We start from the raw sequence: 25,307 nt of genomic DNA, 5'->3' as shown, positions 1-25,307 counted from the left end.
TGCTCATATGAGCAGGATCACCCGCGAGTGTTGCCGATGCGCACGCACCTGCCTACGCTGGAAGCGAGCGGAAGGACACTGTGGACGAGATCGACGAACTGCTCTCCATCCGGGCGGCCGAGCTCTACTACGAGGAGAACAAGACCCAGGACGAGATCGGGCAGGCGCTCCGGCTCACGCGCTGGAAGGTCGGCCGACTCCTCGCCCAGGCCAAGCAGCGCGGGTTCATCCGCATCGAGATCCTGCATCCCCGCGCACGCCGGCTTCCGATCGAGCGCCGCCTGCGCGACGAACGCGGGCTCACCGACGCCATCGTGGTCTCGACGGCGGGCGTGCAGTCGCCCGAAGAACTGCAGGAGCGCACCGCCCAGGCGGCCGCCGACTACCTCACCGCCCTCCGGCCTGTGCCGCGCACCCTCGGCGTGAGCTGGGGACGCACCCTGTTCGAGCTCTCGCAGCACCTGCGCAACGGGTGGGCCACCGGCGTCAACGTCGTGCAGATCAACGGGGGAGTGAGCCTCAACCGCCGGCCGGGCACCGCAGCGGCCACGGCGGTCGGGATCGCCCAGAAGGGCGGCGGCAGCGCGACCCTGCTGCCGAGCCCCGCGATCCTCGAGCGCCTCGCCACGAAAGAGGCGATCGAGTCCGACCGCGTCGTCGCGGGCGTCATCGAGCTCGCCCGCTCGGCCGACGCCTACGTCTTCAGCGCGGGTGCGGCCGACCACAACTCCGTGCACGTCGAGAGCGGCTATCTCTCGGTGGCCGACGTCGACGTGCTCGTGCAGAAGGGTGCCGTGGGCGACGTCGTCGGGCGCTACATCGACTCCGACGGCAACATCGTCGACCCCGCCCTCGATGCGCGGACCGTCGGGCTCACGCTCGACGAACTTCGGGCGTCCCCGCTCGCCATCGCCGTGATCGCAGGCAGCGCCAAGCACCCGGTCGCCGATGCCGTCGTGCGCAGCGGCCTCTGCTCGGTGCTCGTCACCGACGAGGCCACCGCCCTCCACCTCCTCGACGGCTGAGGCGCCCGCGCGGGGCACCACCAGACCGACACCGCACCACACACGAAAGCCAGGTCATCACCATGTCAGGCACCTCACTCGTCACCGCCCGGGAGCGGGCGCTCGCCGTGCTCGGCGGTGAACCCGACGACGCCACGCTCGGCCGCTACCTTCACGGCATCCCCGGGGTCGACGCGGTCGGCCTCGAGCAGCGCGCCGCCGGCCTCGGCACCCGTTCGATCAAGACCACCTCGAAGCAGCGGGCACTCGACACGATCATCTCGCTCATCGACCTGACGACCCTCGAGGGTGCCGACACGCCCGGCAAGGTGCGCTCGCTCGTCGCCAAGGCGATGACCCCCGATCCGTCGGATGCCTCGACCCCGCGGGTCGCCGCGGTCTGCGTGTACGGCGACATGGTGTCCTACGCCGTCGACGCGCTCGGCGCCGCCCACGGCGACCCCGATGACGGGCTCATCTCGGTCGCGGCCGTCGCGACGGCGTTCCCCAGCGGCCGCTCGTCGCTCGACATCAAGCTCGCCGACACCGCAGAGGCGGTCACCGCCGGTGCCGACGAGATCGACATGGTCATCGACCGCGGTGCGTTCCTCGCCGGGCGCTACGGCCTCGTCTTCGACCAGATCGCCGCGGTGAAAGAGGCGTGCCGCCGCGCCGACGGCACGAGCGCCAGCCTCAAGGTCATCCTCGAGACCGGCGAGCTCGTCACCTACGACAACGTGCGCCGCGCCTCGTGGCTGTCGATCCTCGCCGGCGGCGACTTCATCAAGACGTCGACGGGCAAGGTCCAGCCCGCGGCGACGCTGCCCGTCACGCTCCTCATGCTCGAGGTCGTGCGCGACTGGCACCTGCTCACCGGCCAGCGCATCGGCGTGAAGCCCGCGGGCGGCATCCGCACCTCGAAGGACGCGATCAAGTACCTCGTGACCGTGGCCGAGACCGTCGGCGAGGAGTGGCTCGTGCCGCACCTGTTCCGCTTCGGCGCGTCGAGCCTCCTCAACGACGTGCTGCTGCAGCGCCAGAAGATGACCACCGGACACTACTCCGGCCCCGACTACGTGACGATCGACTGAGACGAGAACGACGAACATGAGCTTCCTCGACTACGCACCGGCACCCGAGTCGCGGGCGATCCTGTCGCTCCGCGACCAGTACGGCCTCTTCATCGACGGCGAGTTCGTCGACGGCCGCGGCACGCCCTTCCAGACCATCTCCCCGGCGACCGAAGAGCGCATCGCCGAGATCTCGAGCGCCAACCAGGCCGACGTCGACGACGCGGTCGCCGCGGCTCGCCGGGCCTATGACCGCACGTGGTCGCGCATGAGCGGCCGTGACCGGGGCAAGTACCTCTTCCGCATCGCGCGGCTGGTGCAGGAGCGCGCCCGCGAGCTCGCCGTCGCCGAGTCGCTCGACAACGGCAAGCCCATCAAGGAGTCGCGCGACGTCGACGTCCCGCTCGTCGCCGCGTGGTTCTTCTACTACGCCGGCTGGGCCGACAAGCTCGACCACGCGGGCCTCGGCGCGAACCCCGGCTCGCTCGGGGTGGCCGCGCAGGTCATCCCGTGGAACTTCCCGCTGCTCATGCTCGCGTGGAAGATCGCCCCGGCGCTCGCGGCCGGAAACACCGTCGTGCTGAAGCCCGCAGAGACCACGCCGCTGTCGGCGCTCATCTTCGCCGAGATCCTCCAGCAGGCCGACCTGCCTCCCGGCGTCGTGAACATCATCACCGGCGCGGGCGACACCGGCGCGGCGCTCGTCGCGCACGACGGCGTCGACAAGGTCGCGTTCACCGGCTCCACCGCGGTGGGTCGTGCGATCGCCAAGCAGGTCGCCGGCACCGACAAGAAGGTCACGCTCGAGCTCGGCGGCAAGGCGGCGAACATCGTCTTCGACGACGCGCCCATCGACCAGGCCATCGAGGGCATCGTCAACGGCATCTTCTTCAACCAGGGCCACGTCTGCTGCGCCGGCTCGCGGCTTCTGGTGCAGGAGAACGTGCACGACGAGGTCGTCGAGCGCCTGAAGCTGCGCCTGTCGACGCTGCGCCTCGGCGACCCGCTCGACAAGAACACCGACATCGGCGCGATCAACTCGAAGGAGCAGCTCGAGCGCATCCGCGAGCTGTCCGACATCGGCGTCGCCGAGGGCGCCGAGCGCTGGAGCGCCCCGTGCGTCATCCCCGAGAACGGGTTCTGGTACGCGCCGACGATCTTCACCAACGTGCAGACGTCGAGCCGCATCGCCCGCGAGGAGATCTTCGGGCCGGTGCTCTCGGTGCTCACCTTCCGCACCCCGGCCGAGGCGATCGCGAAGGCGAACAACACGCCCTACGGCCTGTCGGCGGGCATCTGGAGCGACAAGGGCAGCCGCATCCTCGCCGTCGCCGACGAGCTGCGCGCCGGCGTGATCTGGGCGAACACGTTCAACCGCTTCGATCCGGCGAGCCCGTTCGGCGGATACAAGGAGTCGGGCTACGGCCGCGAGGGCGGTCGCCACGGACTCGCCGCCTACCTGTCGCCGACGCCCATCGGCCAGGGCGCCACCCGGCAGAGCCTCGCCGCTCCGGCCACGACGAAGCCCATCGAGACCGCGGATGCCGCGCCCAAGCGCACCCGCCGGAGCACGCAGCGCCGAGCAGCCGACACCACCACGAAGGGATCGAAGCGATGACCCGCCTCGCCGTGCCGAAGACGTACAAGCTCTACATCGGCGGCGCGTTCCCCCGCAGCGAATCCGGTCGCACCTACGAGGTGCTTCGTGCCGACGGTGCCTTCCTCGCCAACGCCGCGAAGGCGTCGCGCAAGGACGCACGTGACGCGATCGTCGCCGCGCGCAGCGCAGTGGCCTCGTGGAGCGGCGCGACCGCGTACAACCGCGGCCAGGTGCTCTATCGCATCGCGGAGCTTCTCGAGGGGCGTCGCGCGCAGTTCGTCGCCGAGATCGTGGAGGCCGAGGGCGTGTCGCGCGCGGCAGCCGAGGCGCAGGTCGACGAGTCGATCGATCGCTGGGTCTGGTACGCGGGCTGGGCCGACAAGTTCGCCCAGGTCGCCGGCAACGCCAACCCGGTCGCCGGGCCGTACTTCAACATCTCGGTGCCCGAGCCCACGGGCGTCGTGGCGATCGTCGCGCCGCAGGACAGCTCGCTGCTCGGGTTCGTGTCGGCCGTCGCCCCGGCACTCGTCGCCGGCAACGCCGTCGTCGTGGTGGCGAGCGAGCGGTTCCCCCTCTCGGCGATCAGCCTCGCCGAGGTGCTCGCCACCAGCGACGTGCCGAAGGGCGTCGTGAACGTGCTCACGGGCTCGCCCGCCGAGATCGCGCCGTGGCTCGCGAGCCACGCCGATGTCAACGCGATCGACCTCGTGGGCGCGGGTGCGCTCGACTGGATCTCCCTCGAGATCGATGCGGCCGACACGCTGAAGCGCGTGCTGCGCCCCGAGTCCGGACCTGACGCGGCCGCTCCGGCGCTCGGCCGCATCAGCGCGTTCACCGAGACCAAGACCGTCTGGCACACCAAGAGCCTGAGGTAGCCATGAGCGGCCGCGACGGGGCATCCGACGAGCGTGGGCGACTGGTCGCCGACCCGTTCGACTACCGCGTCACGAAGCAGGGCGGCGTGATGGTGTCGCGCGGCGGCCGGGTCGTCATGACCGTCGGCGGGGCGGATGCCGCACGGCTCATCGTGGCCCTCCAACGCGCGGACGATTCACAGGCGCAGCACCTGCTGGCGCGCGCGACGGGCAACTATCGTCGAGGGAACGAACGGGCCTGACCGACGTGCGGGCCCGGAACGGGGGTCCACGTGCGCGTGCTCGTCACCGGTGCGACCGGCTACATCGGCGGCCGGCTCGTTCCGCGCCTGGTCGAGGCCGGCCACGACGTCCGGGTGCTCGTGCGCCGGGCGGATCGGCTGCGGGACGTCCCGTGGGCGGCATCCGTCGACGTCGTCGAGGGCGACCTCGTGGACCGCTCGGCGGTGGACGGCGCGATGGAGGGCGTCGAGGTCGTCTACTACCTGGTGCACTCGATGGGCGGACGCGGCGACTTCGAGGCGTCCGAGCTGGCCATCGCGCGCAACGTGGCGGCATCGGCGCGCGAGCACGGCGTCGGCCGCATCGTGTACCTCGGCGGTCTCCACCCCGAGGGCGTGGCGCTGTCGCGGCACCTGCGATCGCGGATGCAGGTGGGGGAGATCCTCCTGGCGTCGGGGGTGCCGACGATCGTGCTCCAGGCGGGCGTGATCATCGGATCGGGATCCACGTCCTTCGAGATGATCCGCCACCTCACCGAAGTGCTGCCGTACATGCCGGCACCGCGCTGGGTGCGCAGCTTCATCCAGCCGATCGCCGTGCGCGACGTGCTGCACTACCTCATGCGCGCCGCCGAGGTGGCGCCCGACGTGAACCGCGCGTTCGACATCGGCGGCCCCGACGTGTTCCGGTACGGGCAGCTCATGAACGGCTACGCGGTGGAGGCGGGGCTGCCGCAGCGTCCGATCGCCGCGCTGCCGGTGCTCACGCCGTGGCTGGCCGGACAATGGGTGAACCTCGTCACGCCGATCCCGCGGCGGCTGGCCGTGCCGATCATCGAGTCGTTGCAGTTCGACTGCGTGATGCGCGAGCACGACATCGACGCCGTCATCCCGCCGCCGCCCGAGGGGCTGCTGCCCTACCGCCGCGCGGTGCGGCTGGCGCTGGAGCGCGAGCGCGAGGGCGAGGTGGAGACGAGCTGGCGCAACGCCGAGGTCGAGGGGGCGCCGAGCGACCCCCTGCCGAGCGACCCCGACTGGGCGGGCCACACCGTCTACGTCGACGAGCGCTCCCGTCGATCGTCGGCCCCGCCTTCCTCCCTCTGGCGCGTCATCGAGGGCGTTGGCGGGGAGAACGGCTGGTACTCGTTCCCGCTCGCGTGGGCGCTTCGGGGGTGGGTGGACAAGCTCACCGGCGGTGTGGGCCTCCGCCGCGGCCGGCGCGATCCCGACACGCTGCATGTCGGCGACGCCGTCGACTTCTGGCGGGTCGAGGCCATCGACCGGGGGCGATTCCTCCGGCTGCGCGCCGAGATGCGGGTGCCGGGACGCGCCTGGCTGGAGCTCGGCGCCGCTGCGGCATCCGACGGAGGCTCCGACTACCGGCAGCGGGCGGTGTTCTTCCCCAAGGGACTGGCCGGCCGCCTGTACTGGTGGGCGATCCTGCCGTTCCACGGGGTGATCTTCTCGGGCATGGCGAATCGCATCACGGCGGAGGCCGAGGCGGAGGCGACCCCGGAAGCGACCGCCGACGTGCAGGCCGACGCGACCCCCGAAGAAGTGGTAACGAAACGGTAACGACGTTGCTAGAGTGACCTGCACCGCGGCGCGACGGCGCGCCCGGTGGGAAGGCCCGACTCCCGTGACCCGCACGCCCGCTGCGCTCGCCCCCACGACCGCACGACTCGCGCATCCGCCGCGCCGCGCCGTCCGCGTGGCCTGCGCGCTCGTCGGCACCATCGCCATGGCGGCCGTGCTCCTCGTCGCGACCACGCCCACGACCGCGTCGGCCGTCGACGTGTTCGGCGCCCTGCGGCTCCCGGGCGATGCGGCCTTCATCGTCGGCCACCGCGGCGACCGCGCCGAGGCCCCCGAGAACACCATGCCCTCGCTCGAGCTCGCCATGGACGACCTCGCCTTCGTCGAGACCGACGTGCAGCTCACGCGCGACGGCGTGCCCGTGCTCTTCCACGACACCACGCTGGAACGCGTGACGGGCGACCCGCACATGGTCGGGGAACTCGACCTCCAGCAGCTGCGGCGGCTCGACGTGGGCGCCTGGTACGGCGCCGACTATGCGGGGGAGCGGATGCCGACGCTCGACGAGTTCCTCACCGCGCTCGCCGCCCGCAACGACGCCCGTGCGCTCGTCGAGCTCAAGGCCGACTGGCGTGCCGAGGAGGTGCGCACCGTGGTGGGCCTCATCGAGCAGCACGGACTGCGCGGCCGAGTGGTGCTGCAGAGCTTCAGCCTCGAGACGCTGTTCGCGCTGCAGCGGGTGTCGCCCACGACCCCGCGCATCATGCTGATCCGCGAGCTGCCCGCCGATCCGGTGCCGCTCGCGGAGCGGCTCGGCATCATCGGCTTCGGCACGACGGCGGCCTCGGTGACGGCGGTGCCCGGCGCGCTCGAGGCGCTGCACGAGGCCGGCGTCGCGGTGCTCTGCTACACCCTCAACACGCACGAGCGGTGGCAGGAGGTGAGTGCGCTCGGGGTCGACGGCATCATCACCGACCAGCCGAGTGACCTCGACGAATGGCTCGCCGTGACGGCGCCAGGGACCTGAGCCGCGCCCGAGGGTCAGTCCAGGTCGAGCCCGAGCTGCTCGGCCGCCGCGGCGAACACCGCGTGCATGCGCTCGGAGAACAGCACGAACCGCACCAGTGCCGGGGCGGCATCCGCACCGGCGGCGGTCTCGAGCGCGACGAGGGCAGCGTCGTCGGCGGGCCATCCGTAGATCCCGGCGGAGATCGCCGGGAACGCGACGGATGCCGCGCCCAGGCCGGCCGCGAGCGCGAGCGACTCCCGGTAGGACGAGGCGAGGAGCCGCCGCCGCGAGGCCTCCTCGGGCCCCGGCCCGGGCCACACCGGGCCCACGGTGTGCACGACCCATCGCGCGTGCAGGTTCCCGGCGCCCGTCGCGACCGCGCGACCGGTCGGCAGACCGTCGGGCAGCACGGTGGCCCGGAGCTCCCGGCACTCCGCCAGGATCGAGGGTCCGCCGGCGCGGTGGATGGCCCCGTCGACGCCGCCGCCGCCGAGCAGGCTCGAGTTCGCCGCGTTCACGATGGCGTCGACGCGCTCGGCGGTGAGGTCGCCGGTGACGAGTTCGATCCGCGGCATCCGCTCGGCTACCCGCGGTTGTTGGAGAGCTCGAAGATGCGCAGCAGTTCGGCGACGGCGGCGTCGCGCTGGTCGCCGCCGGCCTCGTACATCTCGGTCACGTGCGTGCGCAGGTGGTTCTCGACGAGGAGCTTGTTGAGCGAGCCCAGCGACTTCTGCACCGCCAGCGAGAGCGTGATGATGTCGACGCAGTAGTCCTCGTTCTCGATCATCTTCTCGATGCCGCGCAGCTGGCCCTCGATGATCTTCGTGCGGTGCAGGGCGCGCTTCTTGATGTCGTCGATCACCGCATCAGGATACTCTGCGTCCTCCGATACCCGGCCGGGTATCCCCGAATGCGGGATCGTCGGCCGGGCGAGCGGGCGCTAGCGTGGCCTCATGATCCGTCGTTCCGGCGGCGCCGTCGCGTCCGCCCTCGCCGCGCTGGGCGCCGTGGCATCCATCGCCGCCCTCGCCCTCGCGCTCGCGGGCGCGCCAGCTGCGGCCGCCGCCGCTGCCACCACGGTCACGACTGCCGGGCGTCAGGCGACGATCTCGCCGGTGTCGTCGGTGCCGACGGGCCTCGACGACTTCACCTTCGCGTCGTTCGACGCGGTCTACGAACTCGGGCGCGACGCGGCGCGGCGATCCACCCTCGCCACGACCGAGACGCTCGTGGCGCAGTTCCCCGAGTTCGACCAGAACCACGGCATCCGCCGGGCCATCCCGATCGACTACCAGGGGCACCCGACCGACCTCCGCATCGAGTCGGTGACGGATGCCACGGGCTCGCCGCGCTCGTACGAGGCCGAGGCGGACGACGACGGCGAATTCCTCCTCGTGACCATCGCGGACGACGGCTTCGTGCACGGCGAGCAGACCTATGTCATCCGCTACACGCAGCACAACGTGACGCTCGAACCCGACGATGCGACGATCGACGAGTTCTACTGGGATGTCAACGGCACCGGCTGGGCGCAGCCGTTCGGCCGGGTCAGCGCCGAGCTGCGCATGTCGCCCGAGGTCGCCGAGGGCTTCACCGGCGACACGGCGTGCTACCGGGGAGGAGCGGGCTCGACGACGCCGTGCGATTCACTGGCGGTGACGGATGCCGCGCCGCCGGCGGTGCTCGCCACGGCGGTCGCCCTCGGCCCCTACGAGAACCTCACGCTCGCCGTCGCGTTCGATCCTGCGACGTTCGAGCCGCGCGACGAGTCGTTCGCGGCGTCGCCCGCCGCCATCGCCGGAGCGGTCGCCGCCGCCCTCGCCGTCGCCGCCCTCGTCGCCGCGATCGTCCTGTATGCGCTCCGCTGGCGCGATCACCCCGGGCGGGGCACCATCATCGCGCAGTACGAGCCGCCCGAGGGCGTCAGCGCGATGGTCGCCGCCGACCTCGTCGGCCGCGCGGAGAAGGGCGTGACCGCCACCATCCTGGAGCGGGCGGTGGCCGGAGAGCTCCGCGTCGTCGAGACCGGCCGCAAGCAGTACGCCGTCGAGTTCGTCGGCGGCGCGTGGGGCGACGCCGACGCGATCTCGGTGGTCTCGGCCCTCTACGGCGACGCGCCGTTCCCCGGTGCGCGGCGCGAGCTGAAGTCGCGAGACACGACGCTCGGCCGCCGGCTCCTCGCGCTCCGGCAGGGCGTGGCGAAGCGGGTGTCGCAGGAGGGACTCCGTCGGCGCCCCGACCCGGTGCTGCGGCTGCTGCTCGCCGTCGCGGCGATCGGGGCCGCGACCCTCAGCGTCGTGTTCGGGGTCGTGGCGCTCGACGACCATCGCGGCGGCGCCTGGCCCTTCATCCTGTTCGCCGGAGCCATCGTGGCCGCCATCGCCGCGGTGTTCGTGGTCGCCGGAGTCCGACCGCTCACCGAGCGAGGCCGCGAGATCCGCGACCACCTCGAGGGACTGCGCCTCTACATCCGGCTCGCCGAGGCCGATCGACTGCGGGTGCTGCAGAGCCCGAGCGGCGCGCTGCGCGTGGACCGTCCCGCCGCGGCATCCGTGGCGGGCGTGCCGACGGCACCGGATGCCGCGGCCACCGCCGTGACCCTCGACCCCGCCGTGGTGCTGAAGCTGAACGAACGCCTGCTGCCGTACGCCGTGCTCTTCGGCCTCGAGCAGGAGTGGAGCCGTGAGCTCGCAGCGCTCTACGAGGAGCGCGGCGAGACGCCCGGCTGGTACGCGGGGCAGGGGACGTTCGACTCGCGCGCCTTCGCCGTGGGCGTCGCGTCGTTCTCGTCGGCGTCGAGCACGTCGTGGTCGGGGTCGAGCTCCAGCTCGTCGTCGAGCGGATCCGGCGGCGGAGGCTCCTCGGGCGGTGGTGGAGGCGGCGGAGGCGGCGGCGGCGTCTGAGCCGTCAGTCCTCGGCGTCGGGGGCGCGTTCGTCGCGGAGGTCGACCCGGCGCTCGGCGTCGAGGCCGGGCACCTCATCGGCGAGGCTGTCGTCGAGCGGCCGGTCGTCGTCGTCGGCCGCGAGCTCCTCCTCGTCGAACTCCGTGTCCTGCGACACCGTGAATTCGTCGTCCTCGGGCGAGATGGCGCCCGCTCCCGCGCGTTCGTCCATGGCTGAAGCATAGGCCGACTCCGTGGCGGCCGCACCGGTGGATCCGGGTCATGGGTGCCATCGTCGCGTCCCGGGCGCCCGTCGCGCGCGCAGTCGGGCTAGAATAGGCACGCGCCCGACGAATCCGTTCTTCGGCCCGACCACGTGAGCCCGGCTCGCGTGCTGCTCGGTTCGGGATTCGGCGTACCGCGTGCGGCGACACCACGGTCGCCCCGAGCGGTCCCGACCACCGCCACCGGTGACGAGGGGGCGAGCCGGAGACGGCCCGAGAGCGGGAGGACCATGGCCCAGACGAGGCAGCGCCAGCGCACGAGATCACGTGACGACGACGCACCCATCATCCCGATCCTCGCGCGCAAGGTGCGCGAGGTCGAGACCAAGGCGCAGAAGGGCAAGCTCGGGCCGACCAACCGCACGAAGTTCCAGGTCATCGCGCTGCTCATGCGCGAGGAGCGGGCGCGGGTGAAGTCCGACCCCGAGGTCGCCGACGCCGCGCGGGCCGAGTTGCTGAAGCGCCTCGACGGCATCGCGCAGATCCTCGCGAAGACGGCCGCGCGCGACACGAGCCTCATCCAGTTGCTGGAGCCCGACGCCTCGATCTCCACGGTCGCGCAGCGCTTCCGCCGCGACTGGCTGCTCGAGTCCGGCGCCGAGCTGAGCCCCGACGAGCTCATCATCACGCGCGAGCCCGAGGCCAAGCCCGAGCTCGGCGAGAACCAGGTCATCCCGGCCTCGGTGCGGTCGCGCCTGCTCGCGAACCCCTTCCTCGCGCCCGACTTCTCCAAGCCGCCGGCACCCGTGGTGCCCGTGCGCCGCCTCGCCAACTGGGAGCTGCTCGGCCCGCTGTTCAAGTCGTTCGAGCTCGGCTCGGGCGGCCAGGCGGCCACGATGGAGCTGCCCGAGGCGCCCGCCGTCGACCGGCTGGCCCCCCGCGGCCTCGAGCTCATGAAGCACCAGGCGCGGTTCATCGAGTCCGCCCGGCTCGGTCACCGCACGTTCCTGCTCGCCGACGAGCCGGGCCTCGGCAAGACGGCGCAGTCCGTGCTCGCGGCATCCGTCGCCGACGCCTACCCGCTGCTCGCGGTCGTGCCGAACGTCGTGAAGATGAACTGGGCCCGCGAGGTCGAGCGGTGGACGCCGCACCGGCGAGCCACGGTCATCCACGGCGACGGCGACACCCTCGACGCCTTCGCCGACGTGGTGATCGTCAACTACGACGTGCTCGACCGGCACATGGCGTGGCTGTCGACCCTCGGCTTTCGCGGCATGGTCGTCGACGAGGCGCACTTCATCAAGAACCTGCAGTCGCAGCGCTCGCGCAACGTGCTCGCGCTCGCCGACCGCATCCGGCGCGCCGCTCCCGGCGGCGACCCGCTGCTGCTGGCCCTCACCGGCACGCCGCTCATCAACGACGTCGACGACTTCCGGGCCATCTGGCAGTTCCTCGGCTGGATCGAGGGCGACAAGCCCTCGCCGGCGCTGCTCGGCAAGCTCGAGGAGACCGGGCTGACCCCGGCCGATCACGGCTTCTACGTCGAGGCCCGCCGCACGGTGATCGACCTCGGCATCGTGCGCCGCCGCAAGGTCGACGTCGCGGCGGACCTGCCCGACAAGCGCATCGCCGACCTGCCGGTCGAGCTCGACGACGAGCTGGGCCGCTCGGTCCGGGCGGCCGAGCGCGAGCTCGGCAATCGCCTCGTGGGCCGCTTCCGAGCCCTCGTCGAGGCGCGCAACCTTCGCATCGGCGATCTGGACGACGACCAGCGCGACCAGTACATCCGCGCCGTCGCGAGCGCCGAGCTCGAGGAGTCGAAGTCGGCGAAGTCGGGCGAGAACGTCTTCACGATGGTGCGCCGCATCGGGCAGGCCAAGGCCGGCCTCGCGGCCGACTACGCGGCCCAGCTCGCCCGCTCGGTGGGCAAGGTCGTGTTCTTCGCGAAGCACATCGACGTCATGGACCAGGCCGAGGCGGCACTCGCCGCGCGCGAGCTGCGCACCGTGTCGCTGCGCGGCGACCAGACCGCGCTGCAGCGCCAGGCCGCGATCGACGCGTTCAACACGGATCCCGAGGTCGCCGTGGCGGTCTGCTCGCTCACGGCCGCCGGCGTCGGCGTCAACCTGCAGGCGGCGTCCAACGTGGTGCTCGCCGAGCTCAGCTGGACGGCCGCCGAGCAGACGCAGGCGATCGACCGCGTGCACCGCATCGGCCAGGACGAGCCGGTCACCGCGTGGCGCATCATCGCCGCGCACACGATCGACGCGCGCATCGCCGAGCTCATCGACTCGAAGCAGGGACTCGCGGCGCGAGCGCTCGACGGCAGCGACGTCGAGCCGGGCTCCGCGGATTCGGTGCAGCTCGACGCCCTGCAGCACCTGCTGCGTGCGGCCCTCGACGGCACGCTCTGACGCCACGGGCCGGGGTCCCGCACCGTTCGGGCGGGACCTGAGGAACCCTATAGACTGCCGCAGTCGATACGCCCCGACGCTGCGGCCCGGCAACACCACTGTTCGCTTCGAGCACCTTGGAGTCGTCCACACATGAAGATCGGGATCCTCACCAGCGGCGGCGACTGCCCCGGCCTGAACGCCGTGATCCGCGGCGCCGTGCTCAAGGGCGTCATCGCCCACGACACGGAGTTCGTCGGGTTCCGTGGGGGCTGGCGTGGTGTCGTCGAGGCCGACCTCATGGAGATCACGCGTCACGACGTGCGGGGCCTCGCGAAGCAGGGCGGCACGATCCTCGGCTCCAGCCGCACCAACCCGTTCGAGGGTGAGGGCGGCGGCCCCGAGAACATCCAGCGCATGCTCGACGAGCACGGCATCGACGCGATCGTCGCCATCGGCGGCGAGGGCACGCTCACGGCGGCACGCCGTCTCTACGACGAGGGCGGCATCAACGTCGTCGGCGTGCCCAAGACCATCGACAACGACCTCGCGGCCACCGACTACTCCTTCGGCTTCGACACCGCCGTGCAGATCGCGACCGAGGCGATCGACCGCCTCCGCACGACGGCCGACTCCCACGGCCGCTGCATGGTGCTCGAGGTCATGGGCCGCCACGTCGGCTGGATCGCGCTGCACTCCGGCATGGCGGGCGGCGCCCACGCCATCCTCATCCCCGAGCAGCCCCAGTCCATCGAGCAGATCTGCGAGTGGGTCGAGTCCGTGCGCCAGCGCGGGCGTGCGCCGCTCGTCGTCGTGGCCGAGGGCTTCAAGTTCGACGGCATGGAGGAGGCGCACTCGCACAAGGGCCTCGACGCCTTCAACCGCCCGCGCCTCGGCGGCATCGCCGAGCTCATCGCCCCGATGATCGAGGAGCGCACCGGCATCGAGTCGCGCGCGACCGTGCTCGGGCACATCCAGCGCGGCGGCGAGCCGACCGCCTACGACCGGGTGCTCGCGACCCGCCTCGGCATGGCCGCGGTCGACGCCGTCTACGAGCGCGCCTGGGGATCCATGGTCACCCTCCGCGGCACCGACATCGCGACGGTCTCCATCGCCGACGCCACGCACAGCCTCAACCGCGTTCCGCAGTCGCGCTACGACGAGGCGAAGATCCTCTTCGGCTGACGGATGCCGCTGCCCCAGGTCTGCGTCTGCTACCTCCTGCGCGAGCGGGCGGGCACGACCGAGGTGCTGCTCGGACGCAAGAAGCACGGCCTCGGCATGGGCAACTTCGTCGGCCTCGGCGGCAAGCTCGAGGCGGGGGAGTCCGCCGTCGAGGCCGCGGTGCGCGAGGTCTTCGAGGAGTCGGGCGTCGTCGTCGCGGCATCCGACCTCGAATCGCGGGGGCTCTTGACCTACCACTTCCCTCATCGGGAGGCGTGGAGCCAGGAGTCGAGCGTGTTCGTCTGCCGGGCGTGGACTGGGGAGCCGTCGGGTTCCGACGAACTCGATCCCGAGTGGTTCCCGGTCGACGCCGTGCCCTACGACGAGATGTGGGACGACGCGCGCCGGTGGCTGCCCGCGGTGCTCGCCGGCGGACGGGTGCGGCGCAGCTTCGTCTTCGGGGCCGACCTCGCCACCGTGGTGGAGGAGCCCGAATCGGTCGCGTAGTATCGACGGGGCACGGCGCTCGCCGCATCCGCAACCCACGGTCCCTGAACACTCGGTGAATCGCAGCACCGATCCAGAGAAAGACGCCGGTGGAACTCACCCTCCTCGTCGTGCTGGTCATCGTACTGGCCCTCTTCTTCGACTTCACGAACGGCTTCCACGACACCGCGAACGCGATGGCCACGCCCATCGCGACCGGTGCGCTGAAGCCGAAGGTCGCCGTCACCATCGCCGCCATCCTGAACCTGATCGGCGCCTTCCTCTCCACGGAGGTCGCGCGCACCATCTCGGGCGGCATCATCAAGGAGGGCGACGGCGGGGTCCTGATCACCCCCGAGCTGATCTTCGCCGGCCTCCTGGGTGCGATCGTCTGGAATATGATCACCTGGCTCCTCGGGCTGCCGTCGTCGTCGAGCCACGCGCTCTTCGGCGGACTCATCGGCGCCACCATCGTGGGCTTCGGCGTGTACGCGATCGACTTCAGCGTGGTGCTCTCGAAGGTCGTGCTGCCCGCGGTGCTCGCGCCGCTCACCGCCGGACTCATCGCATACACGGCCACGAAGCTCGCCTACGCGATCACCCGCCGCTACGACGGCAAGCCCGACGGCCGCGACGGATTCCGCTACGGACAGATCTTCTCGAGCTCACTCGTCGCACTGGCGCACGGCACCAACGACGCGCAGAAGACGATGGGCGTGATCACCCTCCTCCTCATCTCGGTCGGGCTGCAGCCCGTGGGCAGCGGCCCCGAGTTCTGGGTGATCTCGGTCTGCGCCGTCGCGATCGCGCTCGGCACCTACGTGGGCGGCTGGCGCATCATCAAGACCCTCGGCACGGGGCTCACCGAAATCAAGCCGGCGCAGGGCTTCGCCGCCGAGACCTCGACGGCGGCGACCATCCTGGCGTCCACCCACCTGGGCTTCGCCCTCTCGACGACGCAGGTCGCGTCGGGCTCGGTCATCGGGTCGGGCATGGGTCGCCGCGGCTCGAAGGTGCGCTGGGGCACCGCCGGCCGCATCGGCGTCGGGTGGCTCCTCACCCTTCCCTCGGCCGGAATCGTGGGCGCGCTCGCCGCGTTCGTCGCGACGTTCGGCGTGGTCGGCATCGTCATCGACACGATCGTCGGGGCTGCGGTCATCGCCGGGATCTTCCTGTGGTCGCGGCGGAACGAGGTCGACGCCTCGAACGTCGTGAGCGAGGTCGCCAGCTCGGGCCGCGCGGTGAAGATCAAGAACAACCCCAAGCCCAAGAAGAAGGTGGCGCCGTGATCGACTGGCTCGCGTTCCTCCTGGTGCTCGGCTCGGCGCTCCTCGCGACGGTCGTCGTCGTGAGCACCTACTCGCTCGGTCTCCGCCTCCTGACCGTGTCGGGTCGCACCCCGATCGTCACGCCGGCGGAGTTCACCGACGCGATCGCGGTCATCACCCCTGCCGAGGCGAAGGCCGCGGCGAAGAAGGCAGCCAAGGCCGCGAAGAAGAGCCCGCTCACCGAGGGGCAGAAGCGCGCGGCGCTCATCGGCGCCCGGGTGTGCTTCGTGGTGAGCGCGCTGGCCGTGGTCGTCGGCATCTACCTCATCGTGCCGGTGCTCCACGGGTTCCTCAACTGACGCAGAGGATCCCTCAGGTGTGCAGCGTCAGCCGATGCGCGGCTAGGGTCGTCGCGTGACGACTTCCACCGGTACCGACGTCCCGCCCGAGAGCCCGCGCTCGACGTCCGCCCTCGACCGCTTCTTCGAGATCACCGCACGCGGCTCGTCCGTGGGCGCCGAGGTGCGCGGCGGCCTCGTCACGTTCGTGACGATGGCCTACATCGTCATCCTGAACCCGATCATCCTGTCGAGCGCGACCGACGTGAATGGCGACCAGCTCGGGTTCGCCCAGGTCGCCGCGGTCACCGCCCTGACCGCCGGGGTCATGACGATCCTGTTCGGCGTGGTGGCGCGGCTGCCGTTCGCCTTCGCCGCGGGCCTCGGCATCAACTCGTTCCTCGCGGTGAGCGTCGTCGGCCAGGTCACCTGGCCCGAGGCCATGGGACTCGTGCTCATCAACGGCCTCATCATCGTGCTGCTCGCCGCGACCGGGCTGCGGCGGCTCATCTTCGACGCCGTGCCGCTGCAGCTGAAGATCGCCATCACCGTGGGCATCGGCCTGTTCATCGCCTTCATCGGGTTCGTCGACGCGGGATTCGTCACATCGACGGGTCTGTCGTCGCCGCCCGTCGGGCTGGGAGTCGGCGGCTCCATCGCCACCGTGCCGACGCTGGTGTTCGTCGTCACCCTCCTGCTCACGGGCATCCTCGTCGCGCGCAAGGTGCGCGGGGCGATCCTCATCGGCCTGCTGAGCGGCACGGTGCTGGCCCTCATCGCCGAGGCCATCTGGCACTTCGGCTCCAAGGTCGACAACGACGGCGGCTGGGGACTCTCGGTGCCCGCGCTGCCCGAGCAGTGGGTGAGCCTGCCCGACCTCTCGCTCGTCGGCCAGGTGAGCTTCGGCAGCTTCGAGCGGATCGGCGTGCTCGCCGCGCTCATGCTCGTCTTCACCCTGGTGTTCACGAACTTCTTCGACGCGATGGGCACGCTCACGGGCCTGTCCAAGGAGGCGGGCCTCGCCGACGAGCGCGGCGACTTCCCGCGCCTGCGCTCCGCGCTGATCGTCGAGGGCGTCGGCGCCGTCGCCGGCGGATTCACGTCGAGCTCGTCGAACACGGTGTTCATCGAGTCCGGTGCGGGCATCGGCGAGGGCGCGCGCACGGGCCTCGCGAACCTCGTGACCGGCGCACTGTTCCTGCTCGCGATGTTCTTCACGCCGCTGACCTCCATCGTGCCGTCGGAGGTCGCCGCCGCGGCGCTCGTCATCGTGGGCGCGCTGATGATGGCGCAGATCCGCGGCATCGACCTCGTCGACTTCTCGGTCCTGCTGCCCGTGTTCCTCACCATCACGGTGATGCCGCTCACCTACTCCATCGCCAACGGCATCGGGGCGGGCTTCATCAGCTGGGTGGTCATCCGCTCGTGCTCGGGCAAGGCCCGCGAGATCAGCCCGCTGCTCTGGATCGTCGCCGCCGGATTCCTCGTCTACTTCGTGCGGGGCCCGATCGAGACGCTGCTCGGCGGCTGATCCGGTCGCGCGGCCGGCGCGCCGTCGGTGCCCCGCACGCGGGCGATGCCGCGCATGAGGTGGTAGATGACGATGGCGGCGATCGTGCCGAGCGCGATGCCGTTGAACGACACCTCACCGAAGCTGAACGTGAAGTCGGCGATGCCGATGATGAGCGCCGTCGCGGCGGTGAACTGGTTCACCGGGCTCGTGAAGTCGACCCGGTTGTCGATCCAGATCTTCACGCCGATGATGCCGATCAGGCCGTAGAGCGCGGTGGTGATGCCGCCGAGCACGCCCGGCGGGATGGTGTTGATCACCGCCCCCACCTTGGGTGAGAGGCCGAGCAGCACGGCGAAGAGACCGGCGACCCAATAGGCCGCCGTCGAGTACACGCGCGTGGCGGCCATGACGCCGATGTTCTCTCCGTATGTCGTGGTGCCCGAGCCGCCGAAGAAGCCCGCGATCGTGGTGGCGAGCCCGTCGGAGAACAGCGCGCGTCCGGTGGATGCGTTGATCGACGCATCCGTCATCTGCGCGACGCCCTTGATGTGGCCCACGTTCTCCGCGATGAGCACGAGCACCACGGGCAGGAACGCCGGCAGCATGCCCCAGACGGCGCTGTCGGCGAACGGGTTCGCCGGGAGGTGGAACTGCGGCAGGCCCACCCACGCGGCATCCGCCACCGCGCCGAAGTCGACCTCGCCCTGCACGACCGCGGCGACGTAGCCGATCACGACGCCGAGCAGGATCGACATGCGCCCGAGGATGCCGCGGAAGGCGACGCTCGCGACGATGACCGCGGTGAGCGTGATCAGGGCCGTGAGCGGCGCCTGCTCGAAGTTCGACTTCGCCACCGGCGCGAGGTTGAACCCGATCAGTGCGACGATGGCACCCGCGACGACCGGTGGCATGAGCGCGTCGATCCAGCCGGTGCCGCCCCACTGCACGATCAGGCCGACGAGGGCGAGCAGGATGCCCACGACGACGATGCCGAACAGGGCCGCGCCCATGGGGTCGTCGACGTCGGCGGCCATCGCCGCGAGGATCGGCGCGATGAACGCGAAGGAGGATCCCAGGTAGCTCGGCACCCGATTGCGCGTGATGACGAGGAACAGGATCGTGCCGACCCCCGAGAAGAACAGGGTCGTCGCGGGTGGGAAGCCCGTGAGGATGGGCACGAGGAAGGTCGCGCCGAACATCGCGACGACGTGCTGGGCGCCGAGGCCGATGGTGCGCGGCCAGCTCAGCCGCTCGCCGGGCGCGACGACCTCGCCGGGCGCGACGTGGGCTCCGTCGCCGTGGACGGTCCAGGGCAGGTGCATGCTGCTCCGATCGTGAGGGGCCGAATCCCTGCGATCGTATCCGTCGGGGAGGGCGCCACCCGAGCGTGGTCGGGCGTGCCGCCGCGCGATCGGGGGGATAGCCCCATGTCGCCGGCCATGCGGCATCCGTAGCGTCGAAGCACACCCCACGAACAGGAGAACATGACCATGACCACCGCAACGCCCACCTCGCAGCCGCAGGCGCCGTTCGGCGAGCCGAACCCCTCCGCGCCGGGAGCCGCGCCCACGGCGGAGTCGCGCGGGTTCAGCATCGCCAGCCTCGTGCTCGGCCTCGTCTCGATCGTCGCGAGCTCGACCTTCTTCGTGCCGGTCGCCGGCCTCGTGCTCGGCGTCATGGCCCTGCAGCGCGAGCCGCAGTCGCGCACGATGGCGATCTGGGGCATCGTCCTCAACGGCGTCATGCTCGCCGGCACGGTGCTCTTCACCATCGGCGCGCTGGTCTTCGGCCTTGCGATGCTGCCGTTCGCGTTCCTCTGATCGCACGCTCGCGTCGCACGTCCAGGACGGGCCGCTCCCCACGCGGGGGCGGCCCGTTCGTCGCGTCCCGGCCCACCGGGCACCGACCCGGCACCGACCGGGCGCCGAGCGGGGGCCGGCGGCCCTGCCGTCCACGACGGTCGGCGGTAGGCTCGGAGACGAGTACCAGCGCGGCGACCCCGCGTGCACACCCAGCGCGGCGATCCCGCGCGTACGAGGCAATGGAGCCCAACCGTGTCGATGACCCGACCCGACCACCTGCCCGACCACCTGATTGCGGAGGAGGAGCACGTGAAGCTCCCCGTCGACCCCGGCACCGCGACCCGGGTGGAGACCGACTCGCTCGGCACCGTGGAGGTGCCCGCCGACGCCTACTGGGGCGTGCACACGATGCGAGCGCTCGAGAACTTCCCGATCTCGAAGCGACCCATCTCCGTCTACCCCGAACTGATCCGGGCGCTCGCCTCAGTCAAGCAGGCCGCTGCGCGCGCCAATCGCGAGGTCGGCGTGCTGAGCGACACGAAGGCCGCCTTCATCGACCAGGCCTGCCAGCGCATCATCGACGGCGACTTCCACGACCAGTTCGTCGTCGGCGTCATCCAGGGCGGCGCCGGCACGTCGACGAACATGAACGCGAACGAGGTCATCACGAACGTCGCGCTCGAGCTCGCCGGCTACGACAAGGGCCGCTACGACATCCTCCATCCCATCGACGACGTGAACCGCAGCCAGTCGACGAACGACACCTACCCGACCGCGCTGAAGATCGCGCTGGCCTTCTCCCTGGCGACGCTCCTCACCGAGCTCGAGCTGCTGCGGCAGTCGTTCCTGCGCAAGGCCGACGAGTTCCACGAGGTCCTCAAGGTCGGTCGCACGCAGCTGCAGGATGCCGTGCCGATGACGCTCGGGCAGGAGTTCCACGGGTTCGCCACGACGCTCGGCGAGGATCACGCCCGGCTCACCGAGACCATCTGGCTGCTCTCGGAGATCAACCTGGGCGCCACGGCCATCGGCACGGGCATCACCGCCGACCCGGGGTACGGGGCGGCCGCGGTGCGCCACCTCAACGCGATCACCGGGCTCAGCCTCGAGTCGGCGCCCGACCTCATCGAGTCGACCAGCGACGCGGGCGCGTTCATGTCGTTCTCGGGCTCGCTGAAGCGCAGCGCCATCAAGCTCTCGAAGATCTGCAACGACCTGCGGCTGCTGTCGTCCGGTCCGCAGGCCGGGTTCGGCGAGATCAACCTGCCGCCGCGGCAGGCGGGCTCGAGCATCATGCCCGGCAAGGTGAACCCCGTCATCCCCGAGGCCGTGAGCCAGGTCGCCTATGCGATCGCGGGCACGGACGTCACGGTGACCATGGCGGCCGAGGCGGGACAGTTGCAGCTCAACGCGTTCGAGCCGGTCATCGCGCACTCGCTGCTGCAGTCGATCACCTGGATGCGCCAGGCGTGCTGGACGCTGCGGGTGAACTGCGTCGACGGCATCACCGCGAACGTCGAACGACTCGGCGCCATGGTGGCCTCGAGCGTCGGCGTCATCACGGCCCTCATCCCGTTCATCGGCTACGGTGCGGCCTCGACGCTCGCGAAGGAGGCGCTCGCCACCGGTCGTCCGGTCGCCGACCTCGTGGTCGAGGCGGGCCTCATGACGCGTCAGGACGTCGAGCGCCAGCTGGCGCCGTCGCGTCTCTCGGGCATCCACCCGGTCACGAGCGCGATTCCGGTGATCGACCTGCAGGGCGAACCGCACGAGTGAGCCGTCCGGCATCCGGCGCACGCGTATCGCACGCCGGATGCCGCGTGCGCCTCGTGCTCGCGCCCGGGCTCGTCGCCCCGGGCAGGCGACGACCTCAGATGACGCGGCAGTGCGTGGTGAGGGAGCCGATGCCCTCCACCGACACGGTGACGGTCGACCCGTCGCGGAGGAACACCTGCGGATTGCGCGAGTAGCCGGCGCCGCCAGGGCTGCCCGTGGAGATGAGCGTGCCCGCGGGGATCGTCGCCGAGCGGGAGAGGTACGAGATGATCTCGGCCACGCCGCGCACCATCTCGTTCGTCGAGGCGTCCTGCAGGATCCGGCCGTCGAGGTTCGTCGTGAGCCAGAGGTCCTGGGGGTCGGGGATCTCGTCGGCGGTCACGACGACCGGCCCCGTCGGGGTGAAGCCGTCGAACGACTTGCACCGCGACCACTGGGCCTCACTGAACTGCAGGTCCCGCGCCGTGATGTCGTTGACGACGGTGTAGCCCCACACGTAGTCGAGGGCGTCGCGCACGTGCACGCCACGGGCGGGCCGGCCGATGATGACGCCGAGCTCCGCCTCGTAGTCGACCTGCGAGGTGAGGTCCTCGGGCCAGGTGGTGGTGCCGCCGTGGCCGGCGAGGGAGTTGGGCCAGAGCGAGAAGATCGTCATCGCGGTCTCGGAGCGGAGCTTCAGCTCCGACGCGTGGGCGGCGTAGTTCGCGCCGATGGCGATGACCTGGGCGGGCCGCAGCACCGCCGAGGAGTGCCGCAGCTCGGAGACGGGCGCGAGTTCGGCGCCGGCGGCGAGCGACGCGTCGACCACGGTGCGCACCTCGTCGAGCCCCTCGGGGCCGCGTTCGATGAGATCCTGCAGGTCGCGCGGCGCGCATTCCATGACTTCGTCGAGGAAGAGCGCCGACTCCGCCACCACCGCCGCGAGCCGAGGGGTCGTCTGGCCTTCGACTCTGAGGTGCGCGAATCTCACCTGTCTAGGCTATCGGCCGCCGGGCTCGCTCGTCTGTGCACGGCGTACAACGAAGGCCGGTGCGAGCGACGCGATGTCGACAAGCATGACTACGCGGCGCGCCAGAGGTGCATCGACGCGTAGCTCCGCCACGGCGCCCACCGCGCGCCCTCGGCCGCGAGGCGGGACGCGTCTCGGGGCAGGCCGAGCGCGACGGCACCGTTGCGCAGGGCGAGGTCGCCCGTGAGCAGCACGTCGGGCGCACGCGTGACGCGCATCGCCACGTAGCCCGCCGTCCACGGCCCGATGCCCGGCACCGAGAGGAGGTCGCGGGCCAGCTCGTCGCGCTCACGCTCGGGGGCCACGACCAGGTCGCCCGCATCGAGCCGACGTGCCACGTCGACGATCGTGCGGATGCGCGCAGCCGGCCCGCGCAGCACCCGTTCGCCCTGGGCGGCGATGGCTCCCGCCGTCGGGAAGAGCAGCGTGGGCCCGTCGCCCGCCTGGCCGCCACTTCCGCCACCGCCGATGCGATCGCCGAGTTCGGCGGCGAGCCGCGCGAGCGCCGTGCGCGCCGCCTTCACCGAGACCTGCTGCCCGATGAGCGCGCGGAAGACGAGCTCGTGGGGGTCGAGGCATCCGGGCACCCTGATGCCGGGCACGGCGGCGACGGATGCCGCGAGCCGCGGATCGGCCGACAGGGCGGCGTCGATCGCCACGGCATCGGCATCGAGGTCGAAGAGCCGGCGCACGCGGGCGACGAGCGGGGGGAGGTCGGCGAGCGTGGCGAGTCGCGCGTGGACGTCGATGGCGGGGCTGCCCGCATCGCCTGCGGCCTCCAACCGCACGAGCGCCGCACCGCCCGGCAGTCGGAGCGTGCGCCGGTACCGCAGCGGCCCGGCCTCTTCGACGCCGTCGAGGGCGCGCGCGCCGAGCCACGCGAACACCCCCGCGACGTCGAAGGGTGCCCTGGCCGGGAGCCGCAGGTGCACGACGCCGGCGTGGGCGTCGCCCGCGACCGCGTCGTCGTCGGCGTCGACCGCCGCGACCGTCGCTCGATCGCGGAGCCGTGCCGCCGCGCGCAGCTCGAGCGGGCTGCGCTCGTAGACCGCGCGGATGGTGTCGTTGAACTGCCGGATGCTGCCGAAGCCCGCCGCGAACGCGACATCGGCGACCGGCAGCGCCGTCGAGTTGAGCAGCGCGCGCGCCGTCTGCGCGCGGTGGGCCCGCGACAGCGCGAGCGGGCCCGCTCCGAGCTCGGCGGTGAGCACCCTGGTGAGGTGGCGCGGCGTGTAGCCGAGGCGGGCCGCGAGGCCCGGCACGCCCTCCCGCTCGACGATGCCGTCGGCGATGAGCCGCATGGCACGCGCCGCGAGGTCGTCGCGGAGGTCCCACTCGGGTGACCCGGGCACCGCATCGGGCAGGCACCGCTTGCAGGCGCGCAGCCCGGCTTCGTGCGCGGCGGCGGCGGTGAGGTAGAAGCTCACGTTCGACGGCTTCGGCGCGACGGCCGGGCAGCTCGGGCGGCAGTAGATGCCGGTGGAGTGCACGCCGGTGATGAACTGGCCGTCGAACCGTGCGTCGCGGGCCTGCATCGCCCGGTAGCGCTCGGCGAACACCGGGTCGGCGAGCGGGTCGGCGGCGCGTCCGACGGTGCGGGCCGGGCTCGGGATCGTGGCGGGATGGGGCGTCATGCGTCAAGCCTCGCACGCACGACCGACATCGACCGGCGGGAATCGGACATGGCCGCGTCGCCGGCCACCCGGCCGTTGAGGCTAGCGTGGAGGGATGCCCCAGGACCTGCTCGACCGCCTCCGGGACGCCCTCGGGGCATCCGTCACCACCGACCCCGCCGCCCTCGACGCGAGCCGGGAGGATCGTTCCGGATGGCGCAGCGCGAGCCGGCCGCTCGCCGTCGTGCACGCGGCATCCGTCGGCGAGGTGCAGGCCGTGCTGCGCCTCGCCCACGAGACCCGCACGCCGGTCGTGCCGCGCGGCGCCGGCACGGGCCTGGCAGGCGGCGCGATCGCGAGCCCCGGCGCGATCGTGCTCGACGTCTCGCGGATGAACCGCATCCTCGAGGTCTCCGAGGCCGACGAGCTCGCCGTCGTCGAACCGGGCGTGCTCAACGGCGACCTCAACGACGCGCTCGCGCCGCTCGGCCTCTGGTTCGCGCCCGATCCGGCGAGCCGGGCCATCTCGTCGATCGGCGGCAACATCGCCACGAACGCCGGCGGCCTGCTCTGCGCGAAGTACGGCGTGACCCGGGAGGCGGTGCTGGGACTGGCCGTCGTGCTCGCCGACGGCCGGGTGCTGCGCACGGGACATCGCACCGTGAAGGGCGTCACCGGCTACGACCTGACGGCGCTCCTCACCGGGTCCGAGGGCACCCTCGGCGTCATCGTCGAGGCGACGGTGCGGCTGCGTCCCATCGTGCCGGGCGAGGTCGTCACCGTCGCCGCGGCGTTCCCGGGCGTCGAGGCCGCCGCCGCGGCATCCGCTGCCGTCACGGCCGCCCGCATCCGCCCGGCGGTGCTCGAGCTCATCGACGCCGCCGCGCTCGCCCGCATCGCCGCACACCTCGGCGACGCGGCGCTCGCCGGCACGCCGCTCGAGCAGACGGAGATCGGCGAGGCGTTCCTGCTCGCGCAGAGCGACGACGGCGGCTCCGCCGAGGAGGCCGCACGCATCGCCGACGCGTTCGCCGCCGCGGGCGGGCGGGTCTCGGTGTCGACGGATGCCGCGACGGGCGAGCGCCTGCTCGACATCCGCCGCGCGATGCACCCCGCGCTCGCCGCCTCGGGCAACGTGCTCATCGAGGACGTGGCGGTGCCGCGTTCGCGCCTGCCCGAGATGTTCCGCGCCATCGAGGAGATCGGCGCGCGGTACGGCATCGAGATCCCCACGATCGCGCACGCGGGCGATGGCAACCTGCACCCGAACTTCGTGTTCACGGGCGACGAGGTGCCGTCGGATGTCTGGGCCGCGGCCGACGACCTGTTCCGCGCCGCGGTGGCCCTCGGTGGCACCCTCACGGGCGAGCACGGGGTGGGCATCCTCAAGCGCCGATGGCTCGCCGACGAACTCGGCGACGACTCGTTCGGCCTGCAGCGCGGGATCAAGGAACTCTTCGACCCGACCGGCATCCTGAACCCGGGCGTGATGTTCGCGGCATCCGACGACTGAGCCCGTTCGCC

23 protein-coding genes are annotated in these 25,307 nt (G+C 71.7%); 17 read left to right on the top strand and 6 right to left on the bottom strand.

Going from position 1 to position 25,307, the window contains the following annotated elements; genetic code table 11:
• Window positions 1-80: 80 nt before the first annotated feature.
• The 7 genes from J2X63_RS00680 to J2X63_RS00650 all read left to right on the top strand — a co-directional run bounded on the left by J2X63_RS00680 (window position 81) and on the right by J2X63_RS00650 (window position 7,333).
• Complete coding sequence (locus J2X63_RS00680) at window positions 81-1,025, top strand: sugar-binding domain-containing protein (protein WP_309972848.1); 945 nt, start codon at window positions 81-83, stop codon at window positions 1,023-1,025.
• Window positions 1,026-1,087: 62 nt separating this feature from the next.
• Window positions 1,088-2,095: a deoxyribose-phosphate aldolase gene (gene deoC, locus J2X63_RS00675; protein ID WP_309972846.1), complete on the top strand. Its 1,008-nt coding sequence runs from the start codon at window positions 1,088-1,090 to the stop codon at window positions 2,093-2,095.
• Between the two features lie 16 nt (window positions 2,096-2,111).
• Window positions 2,112-3,692: an aldehyde dehydrogenase family protein gene (locus J2X63_RS00670; protein ID WP_309972844.1), complete on the top strand. Its 1,581-nt coding sequence runs from the start codon at window positions 2,112-2,114 to the stop codon at window positions 3,690-3,692.
• Window positions 3,689-4,549: an aldehyde dehydrogenase family protein gene (locus J2X63_RS00665; RefSeq protein WP_309972842.1), complete on the top strand. Its 861-nt coding sequence runs from the start codon at window positions 3,689-3,691 to the stop codon at window positions 4,547-4,549. The genes J2X63_RS00670 and J2X63_RS00665 overlap by 4 nt, the downstream gene beginning before the upstream one ends.
• Before the next feature lie 2 nt (window positions 4,550-4,551).
• Window positions 4,552-4,791 carry a hypothetical protein gene (locus tag J2X63_RS00660; RefSeq protein WP_159604238.1) on the top strand — a complete coding sequence of 80 codons (240 nt, stop codon included), beginning with the start codon at window positions 4,552-4,554 and terminating at the stop codon, window positions 4,789-4,791.
• Window positions 4,792-4,821: 30 nt separating this feature from the next.
• Complete coding sequence (locus tag J2X63_RS00655) at window positions 4,822-6,345, top strand: SDR family oxidoreductase (RefSeq protein ID WP_309972839.1); 1,524 nt, start codon at window positions 4,822-4,824, stop codon at window positions 6,343-6,345.
• A gap of 64 nt (window positions 6,346-6,409) precedes the next feature.
• Window positions 6,410-7,333 (top strand): glycerophosphodiester phosphodiesterase family protein, encoded by a 924-nt coding sequence (locus tag J2X63_RS00650; RefSeq protein ID WP_309972837.1) that lies wholly within the window; start codon window positions 6,410-6,412, stop codon window positions 7,331-7,333.
• 14 nt (window positions 7,334-7,347) lie between these two features.
• Here the strand turns inward: J2X63_RS00650 and J2X63_RS00645 are convergent, their stop codons facing one another.
• Complete coding sequence (locus tag J2X63_RS00645) at window positions 7,348-7,890, bottom strand: O-acetyl-ADP-ribose deacetylase (RefSeq protein ID WP_309972835.1); 543 nt, start codon at window positions 7,888-7,890, stop codon at window positions 7,348-7,350.
• Window positions 7,891-7,898: 8 nt separating this feature from the next.
• A complete protein-coding gene (locus tag J2X63_RS00640) occupies window positions 7,899-8,177 on the bottom strand; it encodes a metal-sensitive transcriptional regulator (RefSeq protein ID WP_130351132.1) in 279 nt (92 codons plus the stop codon).
• A 91-nt stretch (window positions 8,178-8,268) separates the two neighbouring features.
• Here J2X63_RS00640 and J2X63_RS00635 point away from each other — a divergent pair, with 91 nt between their 5' ends.
• On the top strand, window positions 8,269-10,218 hold the full coding sequence (locus J2X63_RS00635; protein WP_309972832.1) for a DUF2207 family protein: 1,950 nt from the start codon (window positions 8,269-8,271) through the stop codon (window positions 10,216-10,218).
• A 4-nt stretch (window positions 10,219-10,222) separates the two neighbouring features.
• Here J2X63_RS00635 and J2X63_RS00630 read toward each other — a convergent pair whose 3' ends face one another.
• Entirely contained in the window at window positions 10,223-10,429 is a 207-nt protein-coding gene (locus J2X63_RS00630; protein ID WP_309972830.1) for a hypothetical protein, read from the bottom strand.
• Window positions 10,430-10,711: 282 nt separating this feature from the next.
• On the opposite strand from J2X63_RS00630, the gene J2X63_RS00625 reads away from it, so the two are divergent.
• The 6 genes from J2X63_RS00625 (at window position 10,712) to J2X63_RS00600 (ending at window position 17,601) form a co-directional block, all read left to right on the top strand.
• Window positions 10,712-12,835, top strand: a complete 2,124-nt coding sequence (locus J2X63_RS00625) for a DEAD/DEAH box helicase (RefSeq protein ID WP_309972828.1) — start codon at window positions 10,712-10,714, stop codon at window positions 12,833-12,835.
• A 132-nt stretch (window positions 12,836-12,967) separates the two neighbouring features.
• Entirely contained in the window at window positions 12,968-13,999 is a 1,032-nt protein-coding gene (locus tag J2X63_RS00620; RefSeq protein WP_309972826.1) for a 6-phosphofructokinase, read from the top strand.
• A gap of 3 nt (window positions 14,000-14,002) precedes the next feature.
• Window positions 14,003-14,485 carry an 8-oxo-dGTP diphosphatase gene (locus J2X63_RS00615; protein ID WP_309972824.1) on the top strand — a complete coding sequence of 161 codons (483 nt, stop codon included), beginning with the start codon at window positions 14,003-14,005 and terminating at the stop codon, window positions 14,483-14,485.
• 89 nt (window positions 14,486-14,574) lie between these two features.
• Complete coding sequence (locus J2X63_RS00610) at window positions 14,575-15,753, top strand: anion permease (RefSeq protein ID WP_309972823.1); 1,179 nt, start codon at window positions 14,575-14,577, stop codon at window positions 15,751-15,753.
• Complete coding sequence (locus tag J2X63_RS00605) at window positions 15,750-16,091, top strand: peptidase (RefSeq protein WP_309972821.1); 342 nt, start codon at window positions 15,750-15,752, stop codon at window positions 16,089-16,091. Before J2X63_RS00610 ends, J2X63_RS00605 begins: the two co-directional genes overlap by 4 nt.
• Window positions 16,092-16,146: 55 nt before the next feature.
• Entirely contained in the window at window positions 16,147-17,601 is a 1,455-nt protein-coding gene (locus J2X63_RS00600) for an NCS2 family permease (RefSeq protein WP_309972819.1), read from the top strand.
• Here J2X63_RS00600 and J2X63_RS00595 read toward each other — a convergent pair.
• The gene (locus J2X63_RS00595; protein WP_309972817.1) at window positions 17,559-18,905 is read right to left on the bottom strand and encodes a solute carrier family 23 protein; all 1,347 of its coding nucleotides are present in this window, start codon (window positions 18,903-18,905) and stop codon (window positions 17,559-17,561) included. The genes J2X63_RS00600 and J2X63_RS00595 overlap by 43 nt on opposite strands.
• Before the next feature lie 168 nt (window positions 18,906-19,073).
• Here J2X63_RS00595 and J2X63_RS00590 point away from each other — a divergent pair, with 168 nt between their 5' ends.
• Both J2X63_RS00590 and J2X63_RS00585 read left to right on the top strand, forming a co-directional pair.
• Window positions 19,074-19,403: a DUF4190 domain-containing protein gene (locus tag J2X63_RS00590; protein WP_309972815.1), complete on the top strand. Its 330-nt coding sequence runs from the start codon at window positions 19,074-19,076 to the stop codon at window positions 19,401-19,403.
• Window positions 19,404-19,643: 240 nt separating this feature from the next.
• The gene (locus J2X63_RS00585; RefSeq protein WP_309977748.1) at window positions 19,644-21,161 is read left to right on the top strand and encodes an aspartate ammonia-lyase; all 1,518 of its coding nucleotides are present in this window, start codon (window positions 19,644-19,646) and stop codon (window positions 21,159-21,161) included.
• A gap of 94 nt (window positions 21,162-21,255) precedes the next feature.
• Here J2X63_RS00585 and J2X63_RS00580 read toward each other — a convergent pair whose 3' ends face one another.
• Window positions 21,256-22,131 (bottom strand): fumarylacetoacetate hydrolase family protein, encoded by an 876-nt coding sequence (locus tag J2X63_RS00580; protein ID WP_309972813.1) that lies wholly within the window; start codon window positions 22,129-22,131, stop codon window positions 21,256-21,258.
• A gap of 89 nt (window positions 22,132-22,220) precedes the next feature.
• Window positions 22,221-23,804 carry an AlkA N-terminal domain-containing protein gene (locus tag J2X63_RS00575; RefSeq protein ID WP_309972811.1) on the bottom strand — a complete coding sequence of 528 codons (1,584 nt, stop codon included), beginning with the start codon at window positions 23,802-23,804 and terminating at the stop codon, window positions 22,221-22,223.
• A 94-nt stretch (window positions 23,805-23,898) separates the two neighbouring features.
• On the opposite strand from J2X63_RS00575, the gene J2X63_RS00570 reads away from it, so the two are divergent.
• Window positions 23,899-25,296, top strand: a complete 1,398-nt coding sequence (locus J2X63_RS00570; RefSeq protein ID WP_309972809.1) for an FAD-linked oxidase C-terminal domain-containing protein — start codon at window positions 23,899-23,901, stop codon at window positions 25,294-25,296.
• Window positions 25,297-25,307 lie beyond the last annotated feature (11 nt).

The sequence above is a fragment of the Agromyces sp. 3263 genome (assembly GCF_031456545.1).
Lineage (GTDB): Bacteria > Actinomycetota > Actinomycetes > Actinomycetales > Microbacteriaceae > Agromyces.
This window is presented reverse-complemented; position numbering and strand designations above follow the sequence as displayed.

Excerpts from the sequence above, each read along its gene's own strand:
- J2X63_RS00665 (WP_309972842.1), top strand. The coding sequence starts at position 3,689 with ATGACCCGCCTCGCCGTGCCGAAGACGTACAAGCTCTACATCGGCGGC.
- J2X63_RS00585 (WP_309977748.1), top strand. The coding sequence starts at position 19,644 with ATGACCCGACCCGACCACCTGCCCGACCACCTGATTGCGGAGGAGGAG.
- J2X63_RS00660 (WP_159604238.1), top strand. The coding sequence starts at position 4,552 with ATGAGCGGCCGCGACGGGGCATCCGACGAGCGTGGGCGACTGGTCGCC.
- J2X63_RS00670 (WP_309972844.1), top strand. The coding sequence starts at position 2,112 with ATGAGCTTCCTCGACTACGCACCGGCACCCGAGTCGCGGGCGATCCTG.
- J2X63_RS00645 (WP_309972835.1), bottom strand. The coding sequence starts at position 7,890 with ATGCCGCGGATCGAACTCGTCACCGGCGACCTCACCGCCGAGCGCGTC.
- J2X63_RS00570 (WP_309972809.1), top strand. The coding sequence starts at position 23,899 with ATGCCCCAGGACCTGCTCGACCGCCTCCGGGACGCCCTCGGGGCATCC.
- J2X63_RS00590 (WP_309972815.1), top strand. The coding sequence starts at position 19,074 with ATGACCACCGCAACGCCCACCTCGCAGCCGCAGGCGCCGTTCGGCGAG.
- J2X63_RS00615 (WP_309972824.1), top strand. The coding sequence starts at position 14,003 with ATGCCGCTGCCCCAGGTCTGCGTCTGCTACCTCCTGCGCGAGCGGGCG.
- deoC (WP_309972846.1), top strand. The coding sequence starts at position 1,088 with ATGTCAGGCACCTCACTCGTCACCGCCCGGGAGCGGGCGCTCGCCGTG.
- J2X63_RS00620 (WP_309972826.1), top strand. The coding sequence starts at position 12,968 with ATGAAGATCGGGATCCTCACCAGCGGCGGCGACTGCCCCGGCCTGAAC.
- J2X63_RS00635 (WP_309972832.1), top strand. The coding sequence starts at position 8,269 with ATGATCCGTCGTTCCGGCGGCGCCGTCGCGTCCGCCCTCGCCGCGCTG.
- J2X63_RS00630 (WP_309972830.1), bottom strand. The coding sequence starts at position 10,429 with ATGGACGAACGCGCGGGAGCGGGCGCCATCTCGCCCGAGGACGACGAA.
- J2X63_RS00575 (WP_309972811.1), bottom strand. The coding sequence starts at position 23,804 with ATGACGCCCCATCCCGCCACGATCCCGAGCCCGGCCCGCACCGTCGGA.
- J2X63_RS00595 (WP_309972817.1), bottom strand. The coding sequence starts at position 18,905 with ATGCACCTGCCCTGGACCGTCCACGGCGACGGAGCCCACGTCGCGCCC.
- J2X63_RS00625 (WP_309972828.1), top strand. The coding sequence starts at position 10,712 with ATGGCCCAGACGAGGCAGCGCCAGCGCACGAGATCACGTGACGACGAC.